This is a genomic window from Hymenobacter endophyticus (assembly GCF_032464715.1).
GTDB lineage: Bacteria > Bacteroidota > Bacteroidia > Cytophagales > Hymenobacteraceae > Hymenobacter > Hymenobacter endophyticus.
The window spans coordinates 12,903-30,211 of record NZ_JAWDJT010000016.1; the positions used below are offsets into that span (position 1 = coordinate 12,903).

General features: G+C 57.2%; 19 protein-coding genes. 14 read left to right on the forward strand and 5 right to left on the reverse strand.

The genetic code is table 11. The features are described from left to right. Positions 1 to 73: 73 nt before the first annotated feature. Both ROI90_RS19250 and ROI90_RS19255 read right to left on the reverse strand, forming a co-directional pair. Entirely contained in the window at positions 74 to 679 is a 606-nt protein-coding gene (locus tag ROI90_RS19250; RefSeq protein ID WP_315999912.1) for a Uma2 family endonuclease, read from the reverse strand. Positions 680 to 692: 13 nt separating this feature from the next. Then, positions 693 to 1,292, reverse strand: coding sequence for a Uma2 family endonuclease (locus tag ROI90_RS19255; RefSeq protein WP_315999913.1), 600 nt, complete (start codon positions 1,290 to 1,292; stop codon positions 693 to 695). Positions 1,293 to 1,424: 132 nt separating this feature from the next. Here ROI90_RS19255 and ROI90_RS19260 point away from each other — a divergent pair, with 132 nt between their 5' ends. The 11 genes from ROI90_RS19260 (at position 1,425) to ROI90_RS19310 (ending at position 10,819) form a co-directional block, all read left to right on the forward strand. Beyond that, entirely contained in the window at positions 1,425 to 1,817 is a 393-nt protein-coding gene (locus ROI90_RS19260; protein WP_315999914.1) for an NADH-quinone oxidoreductase subunit A, read from the forward strand. 72 nt (positions 1,818 to 1,889) lie between these two features. Beyond that, complete coding sequence (locus ROI90_RS19265) at positions 1,890 to 2,444, forward strand: NADH-quinone oxidoreductase subunit B (RefSeq protein WP_315999915.1); 555 nt, start codon at positions 1,890 to 1,892, stop codon at positions 2,442 to 2,444. A 93-nt stretch (positions 2,445 to 2,537) separates the two neighbouring features. After that, entirely contained in the window at positions 2,538 to 3,101 is a 564-nt protein-coding gene (locus tag ROI90_RS19270; RefSeq protein WP_315999916.1) for an NADH-quinone oxidoreductase subunit C, read from the forward strand. An 18-nt stretch (positions 3,102 to 3,119) separates the two neighbouring features. Further along, on the forward strand, positions 3,120 to 4,388 hold the full coding sequence (locus ROI90_RS19275) for an NADH-quinone oxidoreductase subunit D (RefSeq protein WP_315999917.1): 1,269 nt from the start codon (positions 3,120 to 3,122) through the stop codon (positions 4,386 to 4,388). A gap of 22 nt (positions 4,389 to 4,410) precedes the next feature. Further along, positions 4,411 to 4,980 (forward strand): NADH-quinone oxidoreductase subunit NuoE family protein, encoded by a 570-nt coding sequence (locus ROI90_RS19280; protein WP_315999918.1) that lies wholly within the window; start codon positions 4,411 to 4,413, stop codon positions 4,978 to 4,980. A 20-nt stretch (positions 4,981 to 5,000) separates the two neighbouring features. After that, entirely contained in the window at positions 5,001 to 6,341 is a 1,341-nt protein-coding gene (nuoF, locus tag ROI90_RS19285) for an NADH-quinone oxidoreductase subunit NuoF (protein WP_315999919.1), read from the forward strand. A 140-nt stretch (positions 6,342 to 6,481) separates the two neighbouring features. After that, the gene (locus tag ROI90_RS19290) at positions 6,482 to 7,486 is read left to right on the forward strand and encodes a 2Fe-2S iron-sulfur cluster-binding protein (RefSeq protein WP_315999920.1); all 1,005 of its coding nucleotides are present in this window, start codon (positions 6,482 to 6,484) and stop codon (positions 7,484 to 7,486) included. Between the two features lie 146 nt (positions 7,487 to 7,632). After that, positions 7,633 to 8,709 carry an NADH-quinone oxidoreductase subunit NuoH gene (nuoH, locus tag ROI90_RS19295; protein ID WP_315999987.1) on the forward strand — a complete coding sequence of 359 codons (1,077 nt, stop codon included), beginning with the start codon at positions 7,633 to 7,635 and terminating at the stop codon, positions 8,707 to 8,709. Positions 8,710 to 8,862: 153 nt separating this feature from the next. Next, positions 8,863 to 9,432, forward strand: coding sequence for a NuoI/complex I 23 kDa subunit family protein (locus ROI90_RS19300; protein ID WP_315999921.1), 570 nt, complete (start codon positions 8,863 to 8,865; stop codon positions 9,430 to 9,432). A gap of 174 nt (positions 9,433 to 9,606) precedes the next feature. Then, positions 9,607 to 10,116: an NADH-quinone oxidoreductase subunit J family protein gene (locus ROI90_RS19305; RefSeq protein ID WP_125430241.1), complete on the forward strand. Its 510-nt coding sequence runs from the start codon at positions 9,607 to 9,609 to the stop codon at positions 10,114 to 10,116. Positions 10,117 to 10,243: 127 nt separating this feature from the next. After that, positions 10,244 to 10,819 (forward strand): hypothetical protein, encoded by a 576-nt coding sequence (locus tag ROI90_RS19310; protein ID WP_315999922.1) that lies wholly within the window; start codon positions 10,244 to 10,246, stop codon positions 10,817 to 10,819. 46 nt (positions 10,820 to 10,865) lie between these two features. On the opposite strand, the gene ROI90_RS19315 is transcribed toward ROI90_RS19310, so the two are convergent. From ROI90_RS19315 to ROI90_RS19325, 3 genes are all read right to left on the reverse strand, one after another. After that, positions 10,866 to 11,246, reverse strand: a complete 381-nt coding sequence (locus ROI90_RS19315; protein ID WP_315999923.1) for a hypothetical protein — start codon at positions 11,244 to 11,246, stop codon at positions 10,866 to 10,868. Positions 11,247 to 11,344: 98 nt separating this feature from the next. Further along, a complete protein-coding gene (locus ROI90_RS19320) occupies positions 11,345 to 11,950 on the reverse strand; it encodes an RNA polymerase sigma factor (protein WP_315999924.1) in 606 nt (201 codons plus the stop codon). Between the two features lie 190 nt (positions 11,951 to 12,140). Further along, positions 12,141 to 12,602, reverse strand: coding sequence for a MaoC family dehydratase (locus ROI90_RS19325; RefSeq protein WP_315999925.1), 462 nt, complete (start codon positions 12,600 to 12,602; stop codon positions 12,141 to 12,143). Positions 12,603 to 12,888: 286 nt separating this feature from the next. Between ROI90_RS19325 and nuoK the strand changes: the two genes are divergently transcribed. The 3 genes from nuoK (at position 12,889) to ROI90_RS19340 (ending at position 17,218) form a co-directional block, all read left to right on the forward strand. Continuing rightward, entirely contained in the window at positions 12,889 to 13,221 is a 333-nt protein-coding gene (gene nuoK, locus ROI90_RS19330; protein ID WP_315999926.1) for an NADH-quinone oxidoreductase subunit NuoK, read from the forward strand. Positions 13,222 to 13,348: 127 nt separating this feature from the next. Next, positions 13,349 to 15,337 carry an NADH-quinone oxidoreductase subunit L gene (nuoL, locus tag ROI90_RS19335; RefSeq protein ID WP_315999927.1) on the forward strand — a complete coding sequence of 663 codons (1,989 nt, stop codon included), beginning with the start codon at positions 13,349 to 13,351 and terminating at the stop codon, positions 15,335 to 15,337. Positions 15,338 to 15,748: 411 nt separating this feature from the next. Further along, complete coding sequence (locus tag ROI90_RS19340) at positions 15,749 to 17,218, forward strand: complex I subunit 4 family protein (RefSeq protein WP_315999928.1); 1,470 nt, start codon at positions 15,749 to 15,751, stop codon at positions 17,216 to 17,218. Positions 17,219 to 17,309 lie beyond the last annotated feature (91 nt).

Below are 17,309 nucleotides of genomic sequence, written 5' to 3' on the forward strand. Positions count from 1 at the left end.
GCCGTTTTACGGACTATTCGCACTGCCAGCACAAAAACGCCGCCCCGGGAAACCGGGGCGGCGTTTTTAGCTATCAGCGGAGGCGTATCTGCGGTGGCTGTTCCAGCTTCACGCGGGCGTACAACTCGGTTAGCGGCACCCGAATGGATAAAGCCGACAAGTGTAACTCGTCGGTGAGCTTGTCATAGACCTGCAACGTCCACTCATTTTCCGTTCCCGCCAACTCCGGCTGCCGCGTGAGACACTCAACCCAGCAATAATCCTGACGCACCAGCGCGTAATGGCGCAGACTGGGGAGCTGCTGATACAGCCGCAGCTTGCTGGTGCGGTCGTAATCGGCACTGCTGGGGGAAAGCACTTCAAAGACCACACTGGGGTGCGCCAGAATACGGTCGGCGGCGAGGTCGTCGGGGTGGCAGGAGATAGTCAGGTCGGGATAGAGGAAACAGGTGGCATCTACTTTCAACTGGGCACCGTCCAGAAATACTTCGCACTGTGCCGGATTCAGTCGGTCACCTAGTGCCCGGTAGCCATTACCAATGATGCGGTTGTGCGGCAACGAAACCCCCGACATGGCAAAAATCTCGCCCTGGTAAAATTCGTGGCGGATTTCCGAGTTTTCTTCCAGCGTCAGGTATTCTTCTACAGTATACTGAACGGGTAATTTGTCCTGTTCCATGTGTGGTCGTCGGTTAGTTGCCGCGTGGCTTATCCCATCCCGGCTGAATGTCCAGCTCCGTATACAGTTCCGCCAGTAGCAGCGTAATGCCCAGTTCCGGAATCTTCACTGCTTCATCTTGCCCGGCCAACGGCGTGAACGACCACACGCCTGACGGCTCCCGCCGGTACCACTCCACCAGCCACTTATCGGCCGATACCAGCAGATAGTGTTGCAACGAAGCCAGCTGCGTATAGCGGCTGAATTTCCAGATTCGGTCGTGGCTTTCCGTGCCCGGCGACAGCACCTCAATAATGAGGGCTGGGTGGTGCATCATTATTTTATTGGGTGAGTCGTCAGGGTGGCAGGTGACCATCACATCCGGATACGTGTACAATTCTCCCTCGCATACGGCCAGCCGGATGTTCTCCGCATATACCCGGCAGCCTTTGCCACGCAACGCATTGCGCAGACTCATCACGCAGTTCAACACCGTGAGATTGTGTATCCCAAGCCCCCCCGACATAGCGAAGATTTCGCCCCGGTAGTACAGGTGCCGTTGCTCCGATACCTCTTCCAGCGCAAAATACTCTTCTACTGTGTAGCGGCGAGGTGTCGTGAATACTGGTTCCATGGCGAGGGGGCTGATATTCTAACCAAATATACGCCTTTCCCTTGCAGGCTGATTTCGCGTTTGTTCCGCCCGCATTTCGTGGTACCTTTGCCTTCCATGCCGTATTTACACGGCTTTACCCTGTCGCAGCCTATGCTTCTCGCCGTTCCGACTAATTATCAACCCGCTGACTTTCTGCCAATTGTCGTGCAGTTCGTATTGGCCATTGCCTTCGTGGCCTTCGCCATGGTGGTTTCCCACTTGGTGGGCCCACGCCGCAAGAGCGTGGTGAAGGATGAGGCCTTTGAGTGCGGCATCGAGTCGGTGGGCAACGCCCGCACCCCGATTTCGGTGAAATACTTCCTCACGGCCATCCTATTCGTGCTGTTTGATGTAGAGGTGATTTTCATGTACCCCTGGGCCGTGAACTTCCGCGCCCTCGGCAGCACCGGCTTCTACCAGATGATTGTGTTCCTGGCTCTGCTGATGGCGGGCTTCGCGTACGTCATCAAAAAAGGCGTTTTACGCTGGAATGAAAGCCGTTAGCAGCAACCTTTGGGCCCAGCCCGGTGTTGCTTTCAAGTGGATATTCTCCGCTTCCTAACCTGACCTTCTCTCATGGATACTAGAGTTCCTGAAATTAAAATGGTAGATGCCCCCGAGGGCATGGAAGGAGCTGGCTTCTTCGCTACCTCGCTGGAGAAAGTAGTGGGCATTGCCCGCGCCAACTCGCTCTGGCCTCTGCCTTTTGCTACCTCTTGCTGCGGCATCGAGTTCATGGCTACCATGGGCTCGCGCTACGATATTTCCCGCTTCGGCTCGGAACGCCCTTCCTTCTCGCCCCGGCAGGCTGACCTGCTGATGGTGATGGGCACCATTGCCAAGAAAATGGCCCCCATTGTAAAGCAGGTATACGAGCAGATGGCCGAGCCCCGCTGGGTGCTGGCCATGGGTGCCTGCGCCTGCTCCGGCGGTATTTTCGATACCTACTCGGTACTCCAAGGCATCGACCGGATTATTCCGGTGGACGTGTACATCCCCGGCTGCCCACCCCGCCCCGAGCAGGTGCTCGACGGCCTGATGCGCATTCAGGACTTGGCCAAAAACGAATCCCTCCGCCGCCGCAACTCGCCCGAGTATCAGGCCCTGCTGGCGTCTTATAACATTAAGTAAGGAGTGAGGAGCTAGAAGTCAGGAGCTAGAATTTATTCTGCGTCTCCCCGGCTTCTATCTCCTGACTTCTGTCTCCTAGCTTCTCAACAAGAAATGGCTGACCAGAACGAATCCATTCCGGCCCAGGAAGAAGCGGCTGCCAAAGACCCGGCCGCGCAGAAAAACGCGCAACTGCTGGCGTTGCTGCACCGCTTATTTGGTGAGGACACTTTCACGGATGTGGAGGAGCCCTACGGCCTGCTTACCGCCACCACCACCCGGGAGCGGATTCACGACATCGTGGCTGGTTTGCAGCAGGACCAGGAATTGCAGCTCAATTTCCTGACCACCATGTGCGGCATGCACTTCCCCGAGCGGGAAGGTCAGGAGTTGGGCATGGTGTACCATTTGCACAGCCTCACCCAGAACATCCGGTTGCGGCTGAAGATTTTCTTCCCCATTGCCGATCCGGTAGTACCTACTCTGACCGACCTCTACTCCACCGCTAACTGGATGGAGCGTGAGGCGTTCGACTTCTACGGCATCATTTTCCCCGGCCACCCCAACCTCATCCGCATTCTGAATGTGGAAGACATGGACTACCACCCCATGCGCAAGGAGTACGCCCTGGAAGACGGCACCCGCGAAGATAAAACCGACCTTTTCTTCGGCCGCTAGGCCCCTGATACGCATATCATGGCAGTAAACGACACGCTGGAAGGCACCCATAAGATTATCGAAGAAGCGCGTGAGCAGCAGGCCCGGATTAATCCGCTGGCCCCTACTGTGAACGACTTTAACCAGGAGCTGACTACGCTGAACCTGGGCCCCACCCACCCCGCTACCCACGGCATCTTCCAGAACATTCTGCAGATGGATGGGGAACGGATTATTTCGGGGGTGCCCACCATCGGCTACATCCACCGGGCTTTCGAGAAGATTGCCGAGCGGCGGCCCTTCTACCAGATTACGCCCCTCACGGACCGGATGAACTACTGTTCGTCGCCCATCAACAACATGGGCTGGCACATGACGGTGGAGAAGCTGTTGGGCGTGGAAGTGCCCAAGCGCGCCCAGTACATGCGCGTGATTCTGATGGAGCTGGCCCGCATTTCCGACCACCTGATTTGTAACGGCATTTTGGGGGTTGATACGGGTGCCTTCACCGGCTTCCTCTACCTGATGGATGAGCGGGAGAAGATCTACGAAATCTACGAGGAGGTAAGCGGTGCCCGTCTGACCACTAACATGGGTCGCGTGGGCGGTATGGAGCGGGACTTCACGCCGGTAGCTTTGCAAAAGCTACGGGCCTGGCTGAAAAGTTTCCCGGCCGTGATGCAGGAGTTCGAGAAGATGTTCAACCGCAACCGCATCTTCATGGATCGGGTGGTGGACGTGGGCGGCATTTCCGCCGAGCGGGCTCTAAACTACGGCTTTACCGGCCCCAACCTGCGTGCCGCCGGCGTCGACTACGACGTGCGGGTGATGAACCCCTACTCCAGCTACCAGGATTTCGACTTCGAAATTCCGATTGGCACCAAGGGCGACACCTACGACCGGTTTATGGTGCGCAACGAGGAAATCTGGCAGAGCCTGCGCATCATCAACCAAGCGCTGGAAAACCTGCCCGAAGGCCCCTACCACGCCGACGCGCCACACTATTATTTGCCTCCCAAGCAAGCGGTGTACAAGAACATGGAAGCCCTCATCTATCACTTCAAAATTGTGATGGGTGAGATTGAGGCCCCCGTGGGCGAGGTCTACCACTCGGTAGAAGGTGGCAACGGGGAGCTGGGCTTCTACCTTGTTTCCGATGGGGGCCGCACGCCCTACCGCCTGCATTTCCGCCGCCCTTGCTTCATCTACTACCAGGCCTATACCGAAATGGTAGTGGGCCAGACCCTCTCCGACGCCATCGTGACGCTGTCGTCGATGAACGTAATTGCCGGGGAGCTGGACGCGTAGTTTTTTGCTGAATTTGACTGATATGGAGACGACTGCCGTCAAGCCGCAATTTTCCGAAGCCGCGCAGGCTGAAATCAAGCGTCTGCTGACCCACTACCCCGACGAGCGTCGCAAATCGGCGCTGCTGCCGGTGCTGCACATTGCCCAGGCCGAATTTGGCGGTTGGGTAAGCCCCGAGGTGCAGGACTTGGTAGCCGAAACGCTGGGCATCAAGCCGATTGAGGTATACGAGGTTTCCTCCTTCTACACCATGTTCAATCTGAAGCCGGTAGGCAAGCACGTGCTGGAAATCTGCCGCACGGGCCCCTGCATGTTGCGCGGCTCCGATGAGCTGACGGCCCACCTGGAGCGCATCACCGGCGCCAAAGTGGGCGGTTCGGCTTCCGCTGATGGTCTGTTTACGCTGAAGGAAGTAGAGTGCCTGGCGGCTTGTGGCTTCGCTCCCGTGGTGCAGGTGCGCGAGAAATACTACGAGCAGCTTGACACCCCGGAGGCCGTGGATACCATGCTTTCTGAGCTACGCAACCAGGTGCACCGCCCCGCTCTGCCGTGGGAAGAAACCGGCCTACCGAACGCACTGGCCAACAACTAACGTCTTTCAGCTCTGAACCTATGGGACGCAAACTGCTGACCGAACATATTAATGTTGAAGGCATCGATACCTTCGAGGTGTACCGCAAACACGGCGGCTACCGCTCGGTGGAGAAGGCCATCAAGACGATGACCCCCGACGAGGTGGTGGAAGAAGTGAAGAAGTCGGGCCTGCGCGGCCGCGGCGGCGCGGGCTTCCCCACTGGTATGAAGTGGAGCTTCCTGGCCAAGCCCGAGGGTGTGCCACGCTACCTCGTGTGCAACGCCGATGAATCGGAGCCGGGCACCTTCAAGGACCGGCAACTGATGTCGAAACTGCCCCATTTGCTCATCGAGGGCATGATTACGAGTTCCTACGCGCTTGGCGCTAACACTTCCTACATCTACATTCGTGGGGAGTTGTTGTACGTGTTGCGCATCCTAGAAAAGGCCATTGCCGAAGCATACGCGGCTGGTTTCCTAGGCAAGAACATCCTCGGCTCGGGCTACGACCTGGACTTGCACGTGCACCCCGGTGGCGGTGCCTACATCTGTGGCGAGGAAACGGCTTTGCTGGAATCATTGGAAGGCAAGCGTGGTAACCCGCGCAACAAGCCCCCATTCCCGGCTGTGCAGGGCCTCTACGCCCGCCCCACGGTAGTCAACAACGTGGAGTCCATTGCTGCCGTGCCAGTGATTGTGAACGACGGCGGCGACGAATACGCTAAGATTGGCGTGGGCCGGAGCACCGGCACCAAGCTGTTTTCGGCTTGCGGCCACCTCAACAAACCCGGCATCTACGAAATTGAGTTGGGTTTGCCTGTTGAAGAATTCATCTACTCCGATGAGTACTGCGGCGGCATCTGGAAAGGTCGCGACCTGAAGGCAGTAGTAGCCGGTGGCTCCTCGGTGCCAATTCTGCCCAAGGAGCTCATCTTGAAAACCGCCGCTGGCGAAGACCGCCTGATGACCTACGAGTCGCTCAGCGACGGGGGTTTCGTGACGGGTACCATGCTGGGTTCCGGTGGCTTCATTGCCATGGACGAAACCACCTGCATTGTGCGCAATACCTGGAATTTCTCGCGCTTCTACCACCACGAGTCATGCGGGCAATGCTCGCCTTGCCGTGAGGGTACGGGCTGGATGGAAAAGGTATTGCACCGCTTGGAGCACGGCCACGGCCACATGGAGGACATCGACCTGCTGGTAAGCGTGGCGAAGCAAATCGAAGGCAACACCATTTGCCCCCTCGGTGAAGCCGCCGCCTGGCCCGTTGCCGCCGCCGTGCGTCACTTCCGCGACGAATTTGAGTGGCATGTGACCCACGCCAAACAAGCCGCCCAGCCCGGTGCCGTATTCCCCGGCAAAGCAGTTCTGGTTTAACCTCAGAACGTCATGCTGAGCTTGCCGAAGCATCTCTACCGTTTCGCAAGACCATTAGATTACCTTCGGTAGAGATGCTTCGGCAAGCTCAGCATGACAGTAGTTTTGTATGAGAGTCGAACTAACGACTTCAATTGATAATGGCTAAAATAACCTTTGATGGCGTTGAGGTAGAAGTTCCGGACGGAACCACTATCCTGAATGCGGCCCGCCAGATTGGTGGCAGCATCGTGCCCCCGGCCATGTGCTACTACACCCCGCTGAAAGGCTCGGGTGGCAAGTGCCGCGCCTGCCTCGTGCGCGTAGCAGCTGGCTCAGCCAAGGACCCGCGCCCTATGCCCAAGCTAGTGGCCTCGTGCGTGACGCCAGTACAGGATGGCATGGTGGTGGAAAATACCACTAACGAACAAGTGCTGAACGTGCGCAAGGGTATAGTGGAGATGCTGCTCATCAACCACCCCCTGGACTGCCCCGTGTGCGACCAGGCCGGCGAGTGTGACCTGCAGAACTTCGCCTTCGAACACGGCGTGAGCACCACCCGCTACCAGGAAGAGCGCCGCACCTTCGAGAAAATCGACATCGGGCCGTTGATTCAGTTGCACATGACGCGCTGCATCCTGTGCTACCGTTGCGTGTTCACCGCCGACCAGATTGCCAAAGGCGACCGGGTACACGGCGTACTGGGCCGCGGCGACGCCGCTGAAATCGGCACTTACATCGAGAACATCATCGACAACGACTTTTCGGGCAACGTCATCGACGTGTGCCCGGTAGGCGCCCTTACCGATAAAACGTTCCGCTTCAAGTCGCGCGTGTGGTTTACCAAGCCGGTGAATGCGCACCGTGACTGCCCCAAGTGCTCCGGCAACGTAGTGCTCTGGTACAAGGGCAAGGACGTGCTGCGCACTACGGCCCGCAAGGACCAGTACGGCGAGGTGAAAGAGTGGATCTGCAACGAGTGCCGCTTCGAGAAGAAGGAAACGTCGGACTGGACCATCGAGGGCCCGGCCCACATCGACCGTTCTTCGGTAATTTCGGCCAACCACTATGAGCTGCCCGTGCTGAACCAGTCGGTAGTAGCCGATTTGCCCGAAAGCACCACCCGCGACTTGCAGCAAAACCCGCCGCTGAAATTAGGTAACTGATGTTACAAGGTCCTGTCATCCTGAGCGGAGCGAAGGACCTTATCACGCCAGAACGACCATCGTTGTCACGCTTTGTGCTAACGTGAGTAGGTCCTTCACTCCGCTCAGGATGACAGCATTTTCTATAGCTCTTCACCTCTCCAATGATTGAACTACCCGCACTAGGCTGGCAATCCATTGTCATCTTCGTCGTATTTGCGCTTTCGCTGCTCATTGCGACGTACTGCACCTACGCGGAACGCGTAATTGCCGCATTCCTGCAGGACCGCGTGGGCCCCGACCGTGCCGGCCCCTACGGCTTGTTGCAGCCCTTGGCTGATGCTGTGAAGATGTTCACCAAGGAAGAGTTTTTCCCTGGCGGTGCCAACAAGGCGCTGTTCGTATTCGGCCCTTGCCTAGCCATGATTACGGCCCTGATGTCGTCGGCGGTAATTCCGTTCGGCAACAACATGAGCTTCGGCAACAACGCCTTCTTCCTGCAGGGCATTGAGGTAAACATTGGCATGCTGTGGGTGTTCGGCGTGGTGTCGCTGGGCGTGTATGGCGTGATGATTGGGGGTTGGGCTTCCAACAACAAATTCTCTCTGCTGGGTGCTATCCGGGCGGCTTCGCAGAACATCAGCTACGAGCTAGCCATGGGTATGGCCCTGATTGCCGTGCTGATGATTTCGGGCACCCTGAGTCTGCGCGAAATCACGCTGCAGCAGTCGGTAGCTGGTGAGTGGCACACTTGGAACATCGTGAAACAGCCGCTGGGCTTCATCATCTTCCTGGTATGCGCCTTCGCTGAAACAAACCGTACGCCCTTCGACTTGCCCGAGTGCGAAACGGAGCTGGTAGGTGGCTACCACACCGAGTATTCGTCGATGAAGCTGGGCTTGTACCTGTTCTCGGAGTACGTGAACATCTTCGTGGTATCGGCCGTGATGAGCGTGCTGTACTTCGGCGGCTTCAACTTCCCCTTCCAGTATGAGCTGCGCGACTGGTTCGTGAACAGTCAGGGTTGGGAATTGGCTTCGGCTCAGAACCTGATTACCCTGCTGGGTACGGTGGGCCTGTTCCTAAAGATCTTTGCCTTCATCTTCTTCTTCATGTGGATCCGCTGGACTCTCCCGCGCTTCCGCTACGACCAATTAATGCGCTTGGGCTGGACTATTCTGATTCCGCTGGCCGTATTCAACATCCTGCTCACCGGCGGCCTTATCCTGGCCGGCGTGATTTAAGTACCTTTAACTACTCGTTGTCATGCTGAGCTTGCCGAAGCATCTCTACCGCTTCGTCGCCAAAGTAATTTGATTACTACTGCGGTAGAGATACTTCGACTACGGCTGCGCCTTCGCTCAGTATGACACCCGACAGTTTTCGTAACTGACTATATGCAACTCACCAACCGAGCCAAGAAACTAGAGAAGAAGCCGATGACGCTAGCCGAGCGGGCGTACCTGCCGGCCATCTTCCAGGGCCTGAGCATCACAATGCGCCACTTCTTCATGAAGAAGGCCACCGTGCGCTACCCCGAGGAAGTACGTCCCTTCGCTCCCATTTTCCGGGGCCTGCACGTGCTCAAGCGCGACGAGCAGGGCCGGGAGCGGTGCACCGCCTGCGGCCTCTGCGCCGTGGCCTGCCCCGCCGAAGCCATTACCATGGTAGCCGGTGAGCGGAAGAAAGGCGAAGAAGGCCTCTACCGGGAGGAGAAGTACGCCATCAGCTACGAAATCAACATGCTGCGCTGCATCTTCTGCGGCCTCTGCGAAGAGGCGTGCCCGAAGGCTGCTGTGTATTTGCAACCCGACAAAATTGCGCCTCCACGCTACGAGCGGGACGAGTTTGTGTACGGCAAAGACCGGCTGGTAGAGCCCGTGTCGCCGGACGAGCGTTCCGTGCGCGGTATCCAGCTCACGCCGGAGCAAGCCGACACGCTGCGCGGTAAGCTCCAGCAAGCATAGTAGCACGTCAATTCCCCTCCTTTTTTCAAGGAGGGGTGCCCGAAGGGCGGGGTGGTTGCCCGTTGCTGAGGTTGAATAGTGTACTCCCGTAATGGTGCAACCAATCAACCACCCCTAGCCCCTCCTTTCTAAGGAGGGGAACTAGCTTTCTAGCATTTAGCACTAGTTTCCTCCATGTCTCCTCTTTTTCTCTTCCTGTCGTTTGTGGCGCTGCTGAGTGCGCTGGGTGTGGTGTTTGCCAAAAACCCGGTACACAGTGTGCTGTTCCTGATTCTGACGTTCTTTTCACTATCAGGGCACTACCTGCTGCTGAACGCGCAGTTTCTGGCGGCCGTGAACATCATCGTGTACGCTGGTGCCATTATGGTGCTGTTCCTGTTCGTGATTATGTTCCTGAACCTGAACGTGGACACCGAGCCGCACAAGCCGGCCCTGGCCAAGATTGCTGCGGCCGTAGCCGGCGGCTCCCTCCTACTCATTCTGGTAGCCGCGCTGAAAGACGTGCATCCTGTTGGAGTAACAGGTACCGCCTTCAACTCTCAAATCGGCATGGTAGACCAACTAGGCCTTAAGCTCTACACGGACTTCCTGCTACCCTTCGAACTGGCCTCGGTATTGTTCTTAGTAGCCATGGTAGGTGCCGTGATGCTCGGCAAGCGTGAAGTAGGCGAGCGGAATTTCTAAGCTCATCTGCTGACTACAGCGGAAACCAAGCGCGGCGGCTGATGTATCAGTCGCCGCGCTTTTTTTACGAAATGCTGCAGGTATTAATCTTGCTCAGTAGCTTCAACTCAGTATTGCACTACTCGTTATGAAGCTACCAGCACGCAGACCTTTTTTCTATACGCTGTTCATCGCCACTGCTACGGTTCTTGCAGTATGGTTTCTGGGGTTGCGGCAGGACTGGAGTGTGTTCAAGGAATCACTTATTTCACTCACAATTCTGTCAGGAGCGTTCCTATCGTTCTTATCAGTCAGTCTGTATCAGGGGGTTTGGGTCCACGATAATTTTGGTAACCTAGCAGAGCATATTCGACGAGTACCTTTTCCAGAGCACCTATCTGGATTCGACGCGGCAGACCTTGACCTGGATTTTGATGCAGGTGAGGGCTGTGGAGCCATTATTCTTGGATTACTAGCGTGGCTAGTTGTAGCGGTGGTTGCAGTAGTGTTGCTTTGGCTGTTTGCCGCTATTGCTTGGGCAGTGTTTATAATACTCTCCGCTGTGCTCTACTGGATTTTCTTCCGGGCACTTCGGTTTGCACTACGCCATGGGCGGGAATGCCGTGGTAGACTCGTACCGAGTATACGCTATGCTTTTCTATACACAGTCGTATACATGTGCTGGCTATATACCATTGTATTGGTTGCGCATTATCTGGCATAACGCACAAGCGGCACCTGATTCCTCGGGTGCCGCTCTTGCTTTCTGCTTATAGCGAAGCAGTTTGGTCTGGGTCTGCGCTGCGGCGGCGCATCCAGGCGGGGCCGTTGCAGACGCCTTCCATTTTCTGTCGGAATTTCTCCTGTTCCTCGGGCGAGAGTCCGGCCATGCGGGATTCTATCTTCTGCTTCCACATGCGGCGCTTCTGGGCCCAGCCGGCCCGGTGGCCGCGGCCGCCCCAGCCTCCGAACAGAATGCGGGACAGCACCAGCAAGCCCAGCGCCTGCCAGATGCTAATGCCGGGCAAGTTGAACAGGTCGGGCAGGAGCCAATTCCAGAGGCGCATGGTTACGTAGCCCGCCACGGCCACCAACAGAACAGCAAAGAGTATGAATTTGAGGCAGCGGAGCAGCCAGAAGGACCGGTTCATGATAGTTGTCAGTTATGAGTTGTTAGTTGTCAGGGGGTAGCGGGTGGTCTCAGCAGTAGTCATATCAGAACTAACAACGGACAACCAGCAACGGGCAACTAATCAGTAAACAGCTCAGTGTAGAGCGTGCGGAGGCGTTTGCGCAGGTGCTGCACGGCGTAGTGCTTACGCGAAATCAGGGTTTTGAGGGGGACGCCGGTTTCCTCCTCCATTTCGCGGAAGGTTTTGTCTTCCAACTCGTGCCAGATGAACACTTCGCGCTGGGCAGCGGGCAGCTCGGCCAGGGCGTCGCTGAGGGCTTCCATGAGGGTTTCGCGCAGCAGGCGGTTCTCGGGGGCATCATCTACGGCGGGTAGAATGTCGGCCAGCAATAGAGTGTTTTCGTCGCCGTCGGCGGCAAAGGCAGCCATTTCGTTTTCCAGGGAAACGGGCTTTTTGCGGCGGTACAGGTCGGTGATTTTGTTGCGGGCTACCCGGAATAGCCAAGCAGCGGCCTGCTCCACGGGCTTCATCACCCGGTAGCTTTCTACCAGCTCCGCGAAAACGTCCTGCAGCACGTCTTCGGCCTCCGCTTCATCGGGAATGCGGCGGCGAATGAAGGCCAGCAGACGCTTGCGCTGGGTACGCACGGCTTCCTGTATCTGCAGGTCCTGGTGGCCGGCCGTCATCTGCGAGGCATCGAGTGATAGAGCGTGAGTTTCCATTCTGCAGAGGCAGACGGAATGCGCCGGAAGATACTTTACCAGCAGGCGAAATTTATTTCATTCCTTACGGCCTCTTGTCATCCTGACCGAAGCGAGGGACCTTATCACGCGTGAATTCCAGCCGTTTGGCGTCGTTTCTAACGTGATAAGGCCCTTCGCCTCGCTTAGGATGACAGGCGCTTTCTATTCTTTACAAGAAGTGGTACAGGAACGTGATAATGCCGGTGTAGGCGGGTTTGCGGCTGCCTTCTACTTCCAAGGTCACTTCGATGCGGGCTTTGGCAATGCCACGCAGGTCTTTCACGGACAAGAGTTTGGCACGCAGGCGTACCTGACTGTCCACGGTTACGGCTTGGTTGAAGCGCAGGCTTTCGATTTCGTAGTTCACCTGCATCTTCAGGTTTTCGATGCTGACAATCTGCGTCCAGAGGTAGGGCAGCAAGGAAACAGTGAGGTAGCCGTGGGCAATGGTAGCGCCAAACGGCGACTCGGTTTTGGCCCGCTCCGCGTCGAGGTGAATCCACTGGAAATCGAGGGTGGCGGCGGCAAACTGGTTGATTTGTTCCTGGGTGATGGTGTGCCAGGCGGATACGCCGAGTTCCTGCTCTTCGTATTGCTGCAGCTCGGAAAGGCTACCGATGGTGAGGCTCATAGGGTGTGGGGAGTTGGGAGTGAAGAAACGAATGTACGCTCGTCGCGCTTTTGCTGCCGGGGTTTCCGGCGAAAACTACGGGGTTCCATTTGCGCGTGCTGGCCTGCCGGCGGCCAGGATTACCTGGAGCAGCAAGAGCTTGTGGCGAATCATTGTCCTATATAGTACTAGCAGCAGACACATTTAGGGGTGGCGTTTTCCGATTTTCAGGATACCTTTGCCGGCTAGTTGTCCTCACCTGCTTTCAGGTGACGCGACATCCTTTTTCCGCCGTCAGCCCCAGCGCATGGACCAGAACATACCCGAGGTAATCCAAACGGTTCCGCTTCAGTACTACGTTTTCTTCGCCGCCGCTCTGTTTTCCATTGGAGTATTAGGCGTACTTACCCGGCGCAATGCCATCATCATTTTTATGTGCGTGGAGCTGATGCTCAATGCTGTAAACGTGCTGCTGACGGCCTTCTCGGCCTACCGCTCCGACCCCAACGGGCAGGTGTTCGTGTTCTTCATCATGGCCGTAGCCGCCGCCGAAGTAGCGGTGGGGTTGGCCATTATTGTCATGATTTACCGGAACCTGCAGAATACCGACGTTAATCTGCTCAACCGCCTGAAGTTCTAACCCCACCCCAACCCCTCCCCTCCGGGAGAGGGGCTTTAGTCATAGTATCTACCTAAAACTAGATTCTAGAACTAGAGCCCCTCTCCCGGAGGGGAGGGGTTGGGGTGGGGTCAGCCGACCCTACGCTATGCAAGAACCTGTAATTCCCGCTGCCGGCGCGCCGTTCTCCACGTTTCTGTACGTGCTTATTCCGCTGCTGCCGTTTTTGGGCTTCCTCATCAACGGCCTGCTAAACCGCAAGCTTTCGGGTACGGTGGCCGGCACCATCAGCAGCTTGGCGGTGCTGGGCTCGTTCCTGATTTCTGCCACGCTGTTCTGGGAGTTTCTGCACCCCACGGCCCAGTGGATTGCTCCCGGCGCTACGGCGCATCAGGCGTACACCGTTACGCTGTTCGACTGGATTTCGGTCGGCTCGATGCAGATTCCGTTCAGCTACCAGATCGACCAGCTCAGCCTGATTATGCTGCTGCTGGTAACGGGCGTGGGCTTCCTGATTCACGTCTACAGCATCGGCTACATGCACCACGACGAGAACGTGGGCAAGTTTTTCAGCTTTCTGAACCTGTTCGTATTCAGCATGCTGGTGCTGGTGCTGGGTGCCAACTTCGTGATTCTGTTCATCGGCTGGGAAGGCGTGGGGCTCTGCTCCTACCTGCTCATCGGCTTCTGGAACAAGAACACCAGCTACAACAACGCCGCCAAGAAAGCCTTCATCATCAACCGTATTGGTGACCTGGGCTTCCTGCTGGGCATCTTCCTGATTTACCTGACCTTCGACTCGGTGCAGTACGCCGAGGTGTTCCAGAAAGCCAGCACGATGCAGATTGGTGCGGGCGTGGTAACGGCCATTACGCTGCTGCTGTTTGTGGGCGCGACCGGTAAATCGGCCCAGCTGCCGCTTTACACCTGGCTACCCGACGCCATGGCCGGCCCCACCCCGGTTTCGGCCCTGATCCACGCCGCCACCATGGTAACGGCCGGTATCTACATGATTCTGCGCGCAAACGTGTTGTTCACGCTGGCCCCTGAAACGCTGGAAGTTATTGCCATCATCGGCGCGGCTACGGCCCTGTTTGCCGCCACCATCGGTCTGGCTCAGAACGACATCAAGAAGGTGCTGGCCTACTCCACCGTTTCGCAGCTGGGCTACATGTTCCTGGCGCTGGGCGTGATGGGTTACAGCACTTCTCTGTTCCACGTCCTGACGCACGCCTTCTTCAAGGCCCTGATGTTCTTGGGCGCGGGCTCCGTGATTCATGCCATGAGCAACGAGCAGGACATGCGCCGCATGGGCGGCCTGCGCAAGTCGCTGCCCATCACGTTCATCACCTTCTTCGTAGGCTGCCTAGCCATTGCCGGCATCCCGCCCTTTTCGGGCTTCTTCTCCAAAGACGAAATCCTGCTGCACGCCTTCGAGCACAGCAAAGTGCTGTACGCGGTGGGCCTATTCACGGCCTTCCTGACGGCCTTCTACATGTTCCGTTTGCTGTTCCTCACCTTCTTCGGCAAGTTCCGCGGCACCGAGGAGCAGAAACACCACCTGCATGAGTCGCCGGCTTCCATGACATTCCCGCTTATCGTGCTGGCTATTCTGGCCGCCGTGGGTGGTTTCATGAACGCGCCATTCTTCCTGGGTGAGGAAAACGCCTACCTCTCGAACTACCTCGCGCCGCTGTTCACCTACTCCAAGCAGCTGAACCCGGCCGCCTTCGGTGTGCACGCCGACCACGCCACCGAGCTCATGCTCATCGGCCTCTCGGTGGGTGCGGGCGTGCTGGGCATCATCCTGGCCTACGTGCAGTACGTGAGCCGCGGGGTGCGCCCGGTGGAAGACGGCGAGTCGCGCGGCTTCCTCGAAAACCTGATTTACCACAAGTACTACATCGACGAGCTGTACAACGCCCTGTTCGTGCGCCCCATCATGTGGCTCTCGCGCGGCCTGTTCCGCTACGTGGAAAACGGCATCATCGACCCCATCGTGAACGGCTTCGGCCGCCTGACCATGGGCGGAGGCCAGCTCCTGCGCTACGTGCAAACCGGCTCCGTGGAGACCTACCTCATCCTGATGGTGGTGGGTATCGTGCTGGTGATGGCGCTAAACTTTGTGAAGTTTTAACTGTGCGTTATGGAGCCATTTTTCTTGCGCTAATTGGCTTATCATCATGCTCAGATGATGATGGGCTTACAGGTACATGGATATATACGGATGCTCCTTATGCACCATACACAGAAGATACACTTTGGATAACTAAATCGGATACTGGTTTAGTTTGCACAGTGCACAGAGGTAAATACAAGATTGAGAGCTATTTAATAAATCCTAATAACTCATTCAATAGTAGATTCATGATTGGCTGTTTTGAATACGATTTAACATACAAGCTTAAGCCAACAACAAAGAAAGACTCATTAACTGTATTCATGATTAGTAACCGTCATAAGGGCCTTAGACCTAGTATCCTTTCTTATACCAGAAGCTCTATATAACATCAGTTACCACAACGACACCGCACCCTCACAGTAAAGCATGCTGACTGTCCTTCTTCTACTCTGGCCCGTGGCGGCCGCCCTGCTGCTGCACTTCTTCAAAGGCCGTGCGGCCCGGGTTCCGGCGCTGGGCGCGGCCCTGGTTGAACTGGCGCTGGCGGCCTACGCGGCCCTCACGTTCAACGCCAACAACTCCGGCCAATTCAGCTTCGACCTGAACTGGATTCCTTCGGCCGGTATTCACTTTGCGGTGGGTATGGACGGGCTGAGCCTGCTGCTGGTGCTGCTGACGGCCGTGCTGGTGCCGGTGATTCTGCTGAGCGCCTTCCGCCGCAACTTCGAGAACGAGTCGGTGTTTTACGCGCTGGTGCTGTTCATGCAAACCGGCCTGATTGGCGTGTTCACGGCCCAGGATGCCTTCCTGTTCTATTTCATGTGGGAAGTGGCCCTGATTCCGATTTACTTCCTGGCTGGCGTGTGGGGCGGCGTGAACCGGGCCCGCGTCACGTTCAAGTTCTTCCTCTACACCATCATCGGCTCGCTGTTCATGCTGGCCGGCTTCGTGTACCTCTACTTCCAAACTGGCCCTGCCGCCGACGGCCTCTCGGCCCACAACTCGGCCCTGGCCTCGTTCTACGCCCTCAACCTGCCCGCCGAAACGCAGGTATGGCTGTTCTGGCTGATTTTCGCGGCCTTCGCCGTGAAGATGCCCATCTTCCCCTTCCACACCTGGCAGCCCGATACCTACACTGAGGCCCCGGCCCCGGCTACCATGCTGCTCTCGGGCATCATGCTGAAAATGGGTATTTACGGCTGCATGCGCTGGCTGCTGCCGGTGGTGCCGATGGGCGTGGACTACTGGCAGAACCTGATCCTGATTCTGGCCATCATCGGCATCATCTACGGCGCCATCATTGCCATCCGGCAGCAGGACGTGAAGCGGCTGATTGCCTATTCCTCCCTCTCCCACGTGGGGTTGATGATTGCCGGCGTGTTCTCGCTGACCCAGATGGGTTTGCAGGGCGCCGCCATTCAGATGCTGGCCCACGGCGTGAACGTGGTAGGTATGTTCTTCATTGCCGACGCCATTGAGCGCCGCACCGGCACCCGCAACATTGCCGACCTAGGCGGCCTCACCCGCAAAGCCCCCGTCCTGACGGTGTGCTTCCTGGTGCTGCTGCTGGGCACGGTGGCCCTGCCGCTCACCAACGGCTTCGTGGGCGAGTTCCTGCTGCTGGCCGGCGTGTACCAGTTCAACGCCTGGATGGGCGCTGTTGCTGGCGTGACCATCATTCTGGGCGCGGTGTACCTGCTGCGCATGTTCCAGCGTGTGATGCTCGGCCCCGATTCCTCGTTCACCGAAACCTTCACCGACCTCACCGGCGCGGAGCTGGCCCTGCTGGTACCGCTCATCGTGCTGGTGTTCTGGATTGGCCTGTTCCCCAACACGTTCCTGCACCTGTCGGAAGGCAGCGTGCTGAACATCCTGAACGAGGTAGTAAAACGGTAGCAGTAGCGCGAACTTTGTAGTTCGCGTCCCCGCGCCGTTAGCATATTAGCCGCATGACCGATCCGGCAGCTGCGCGAACTACAAAGTTCGC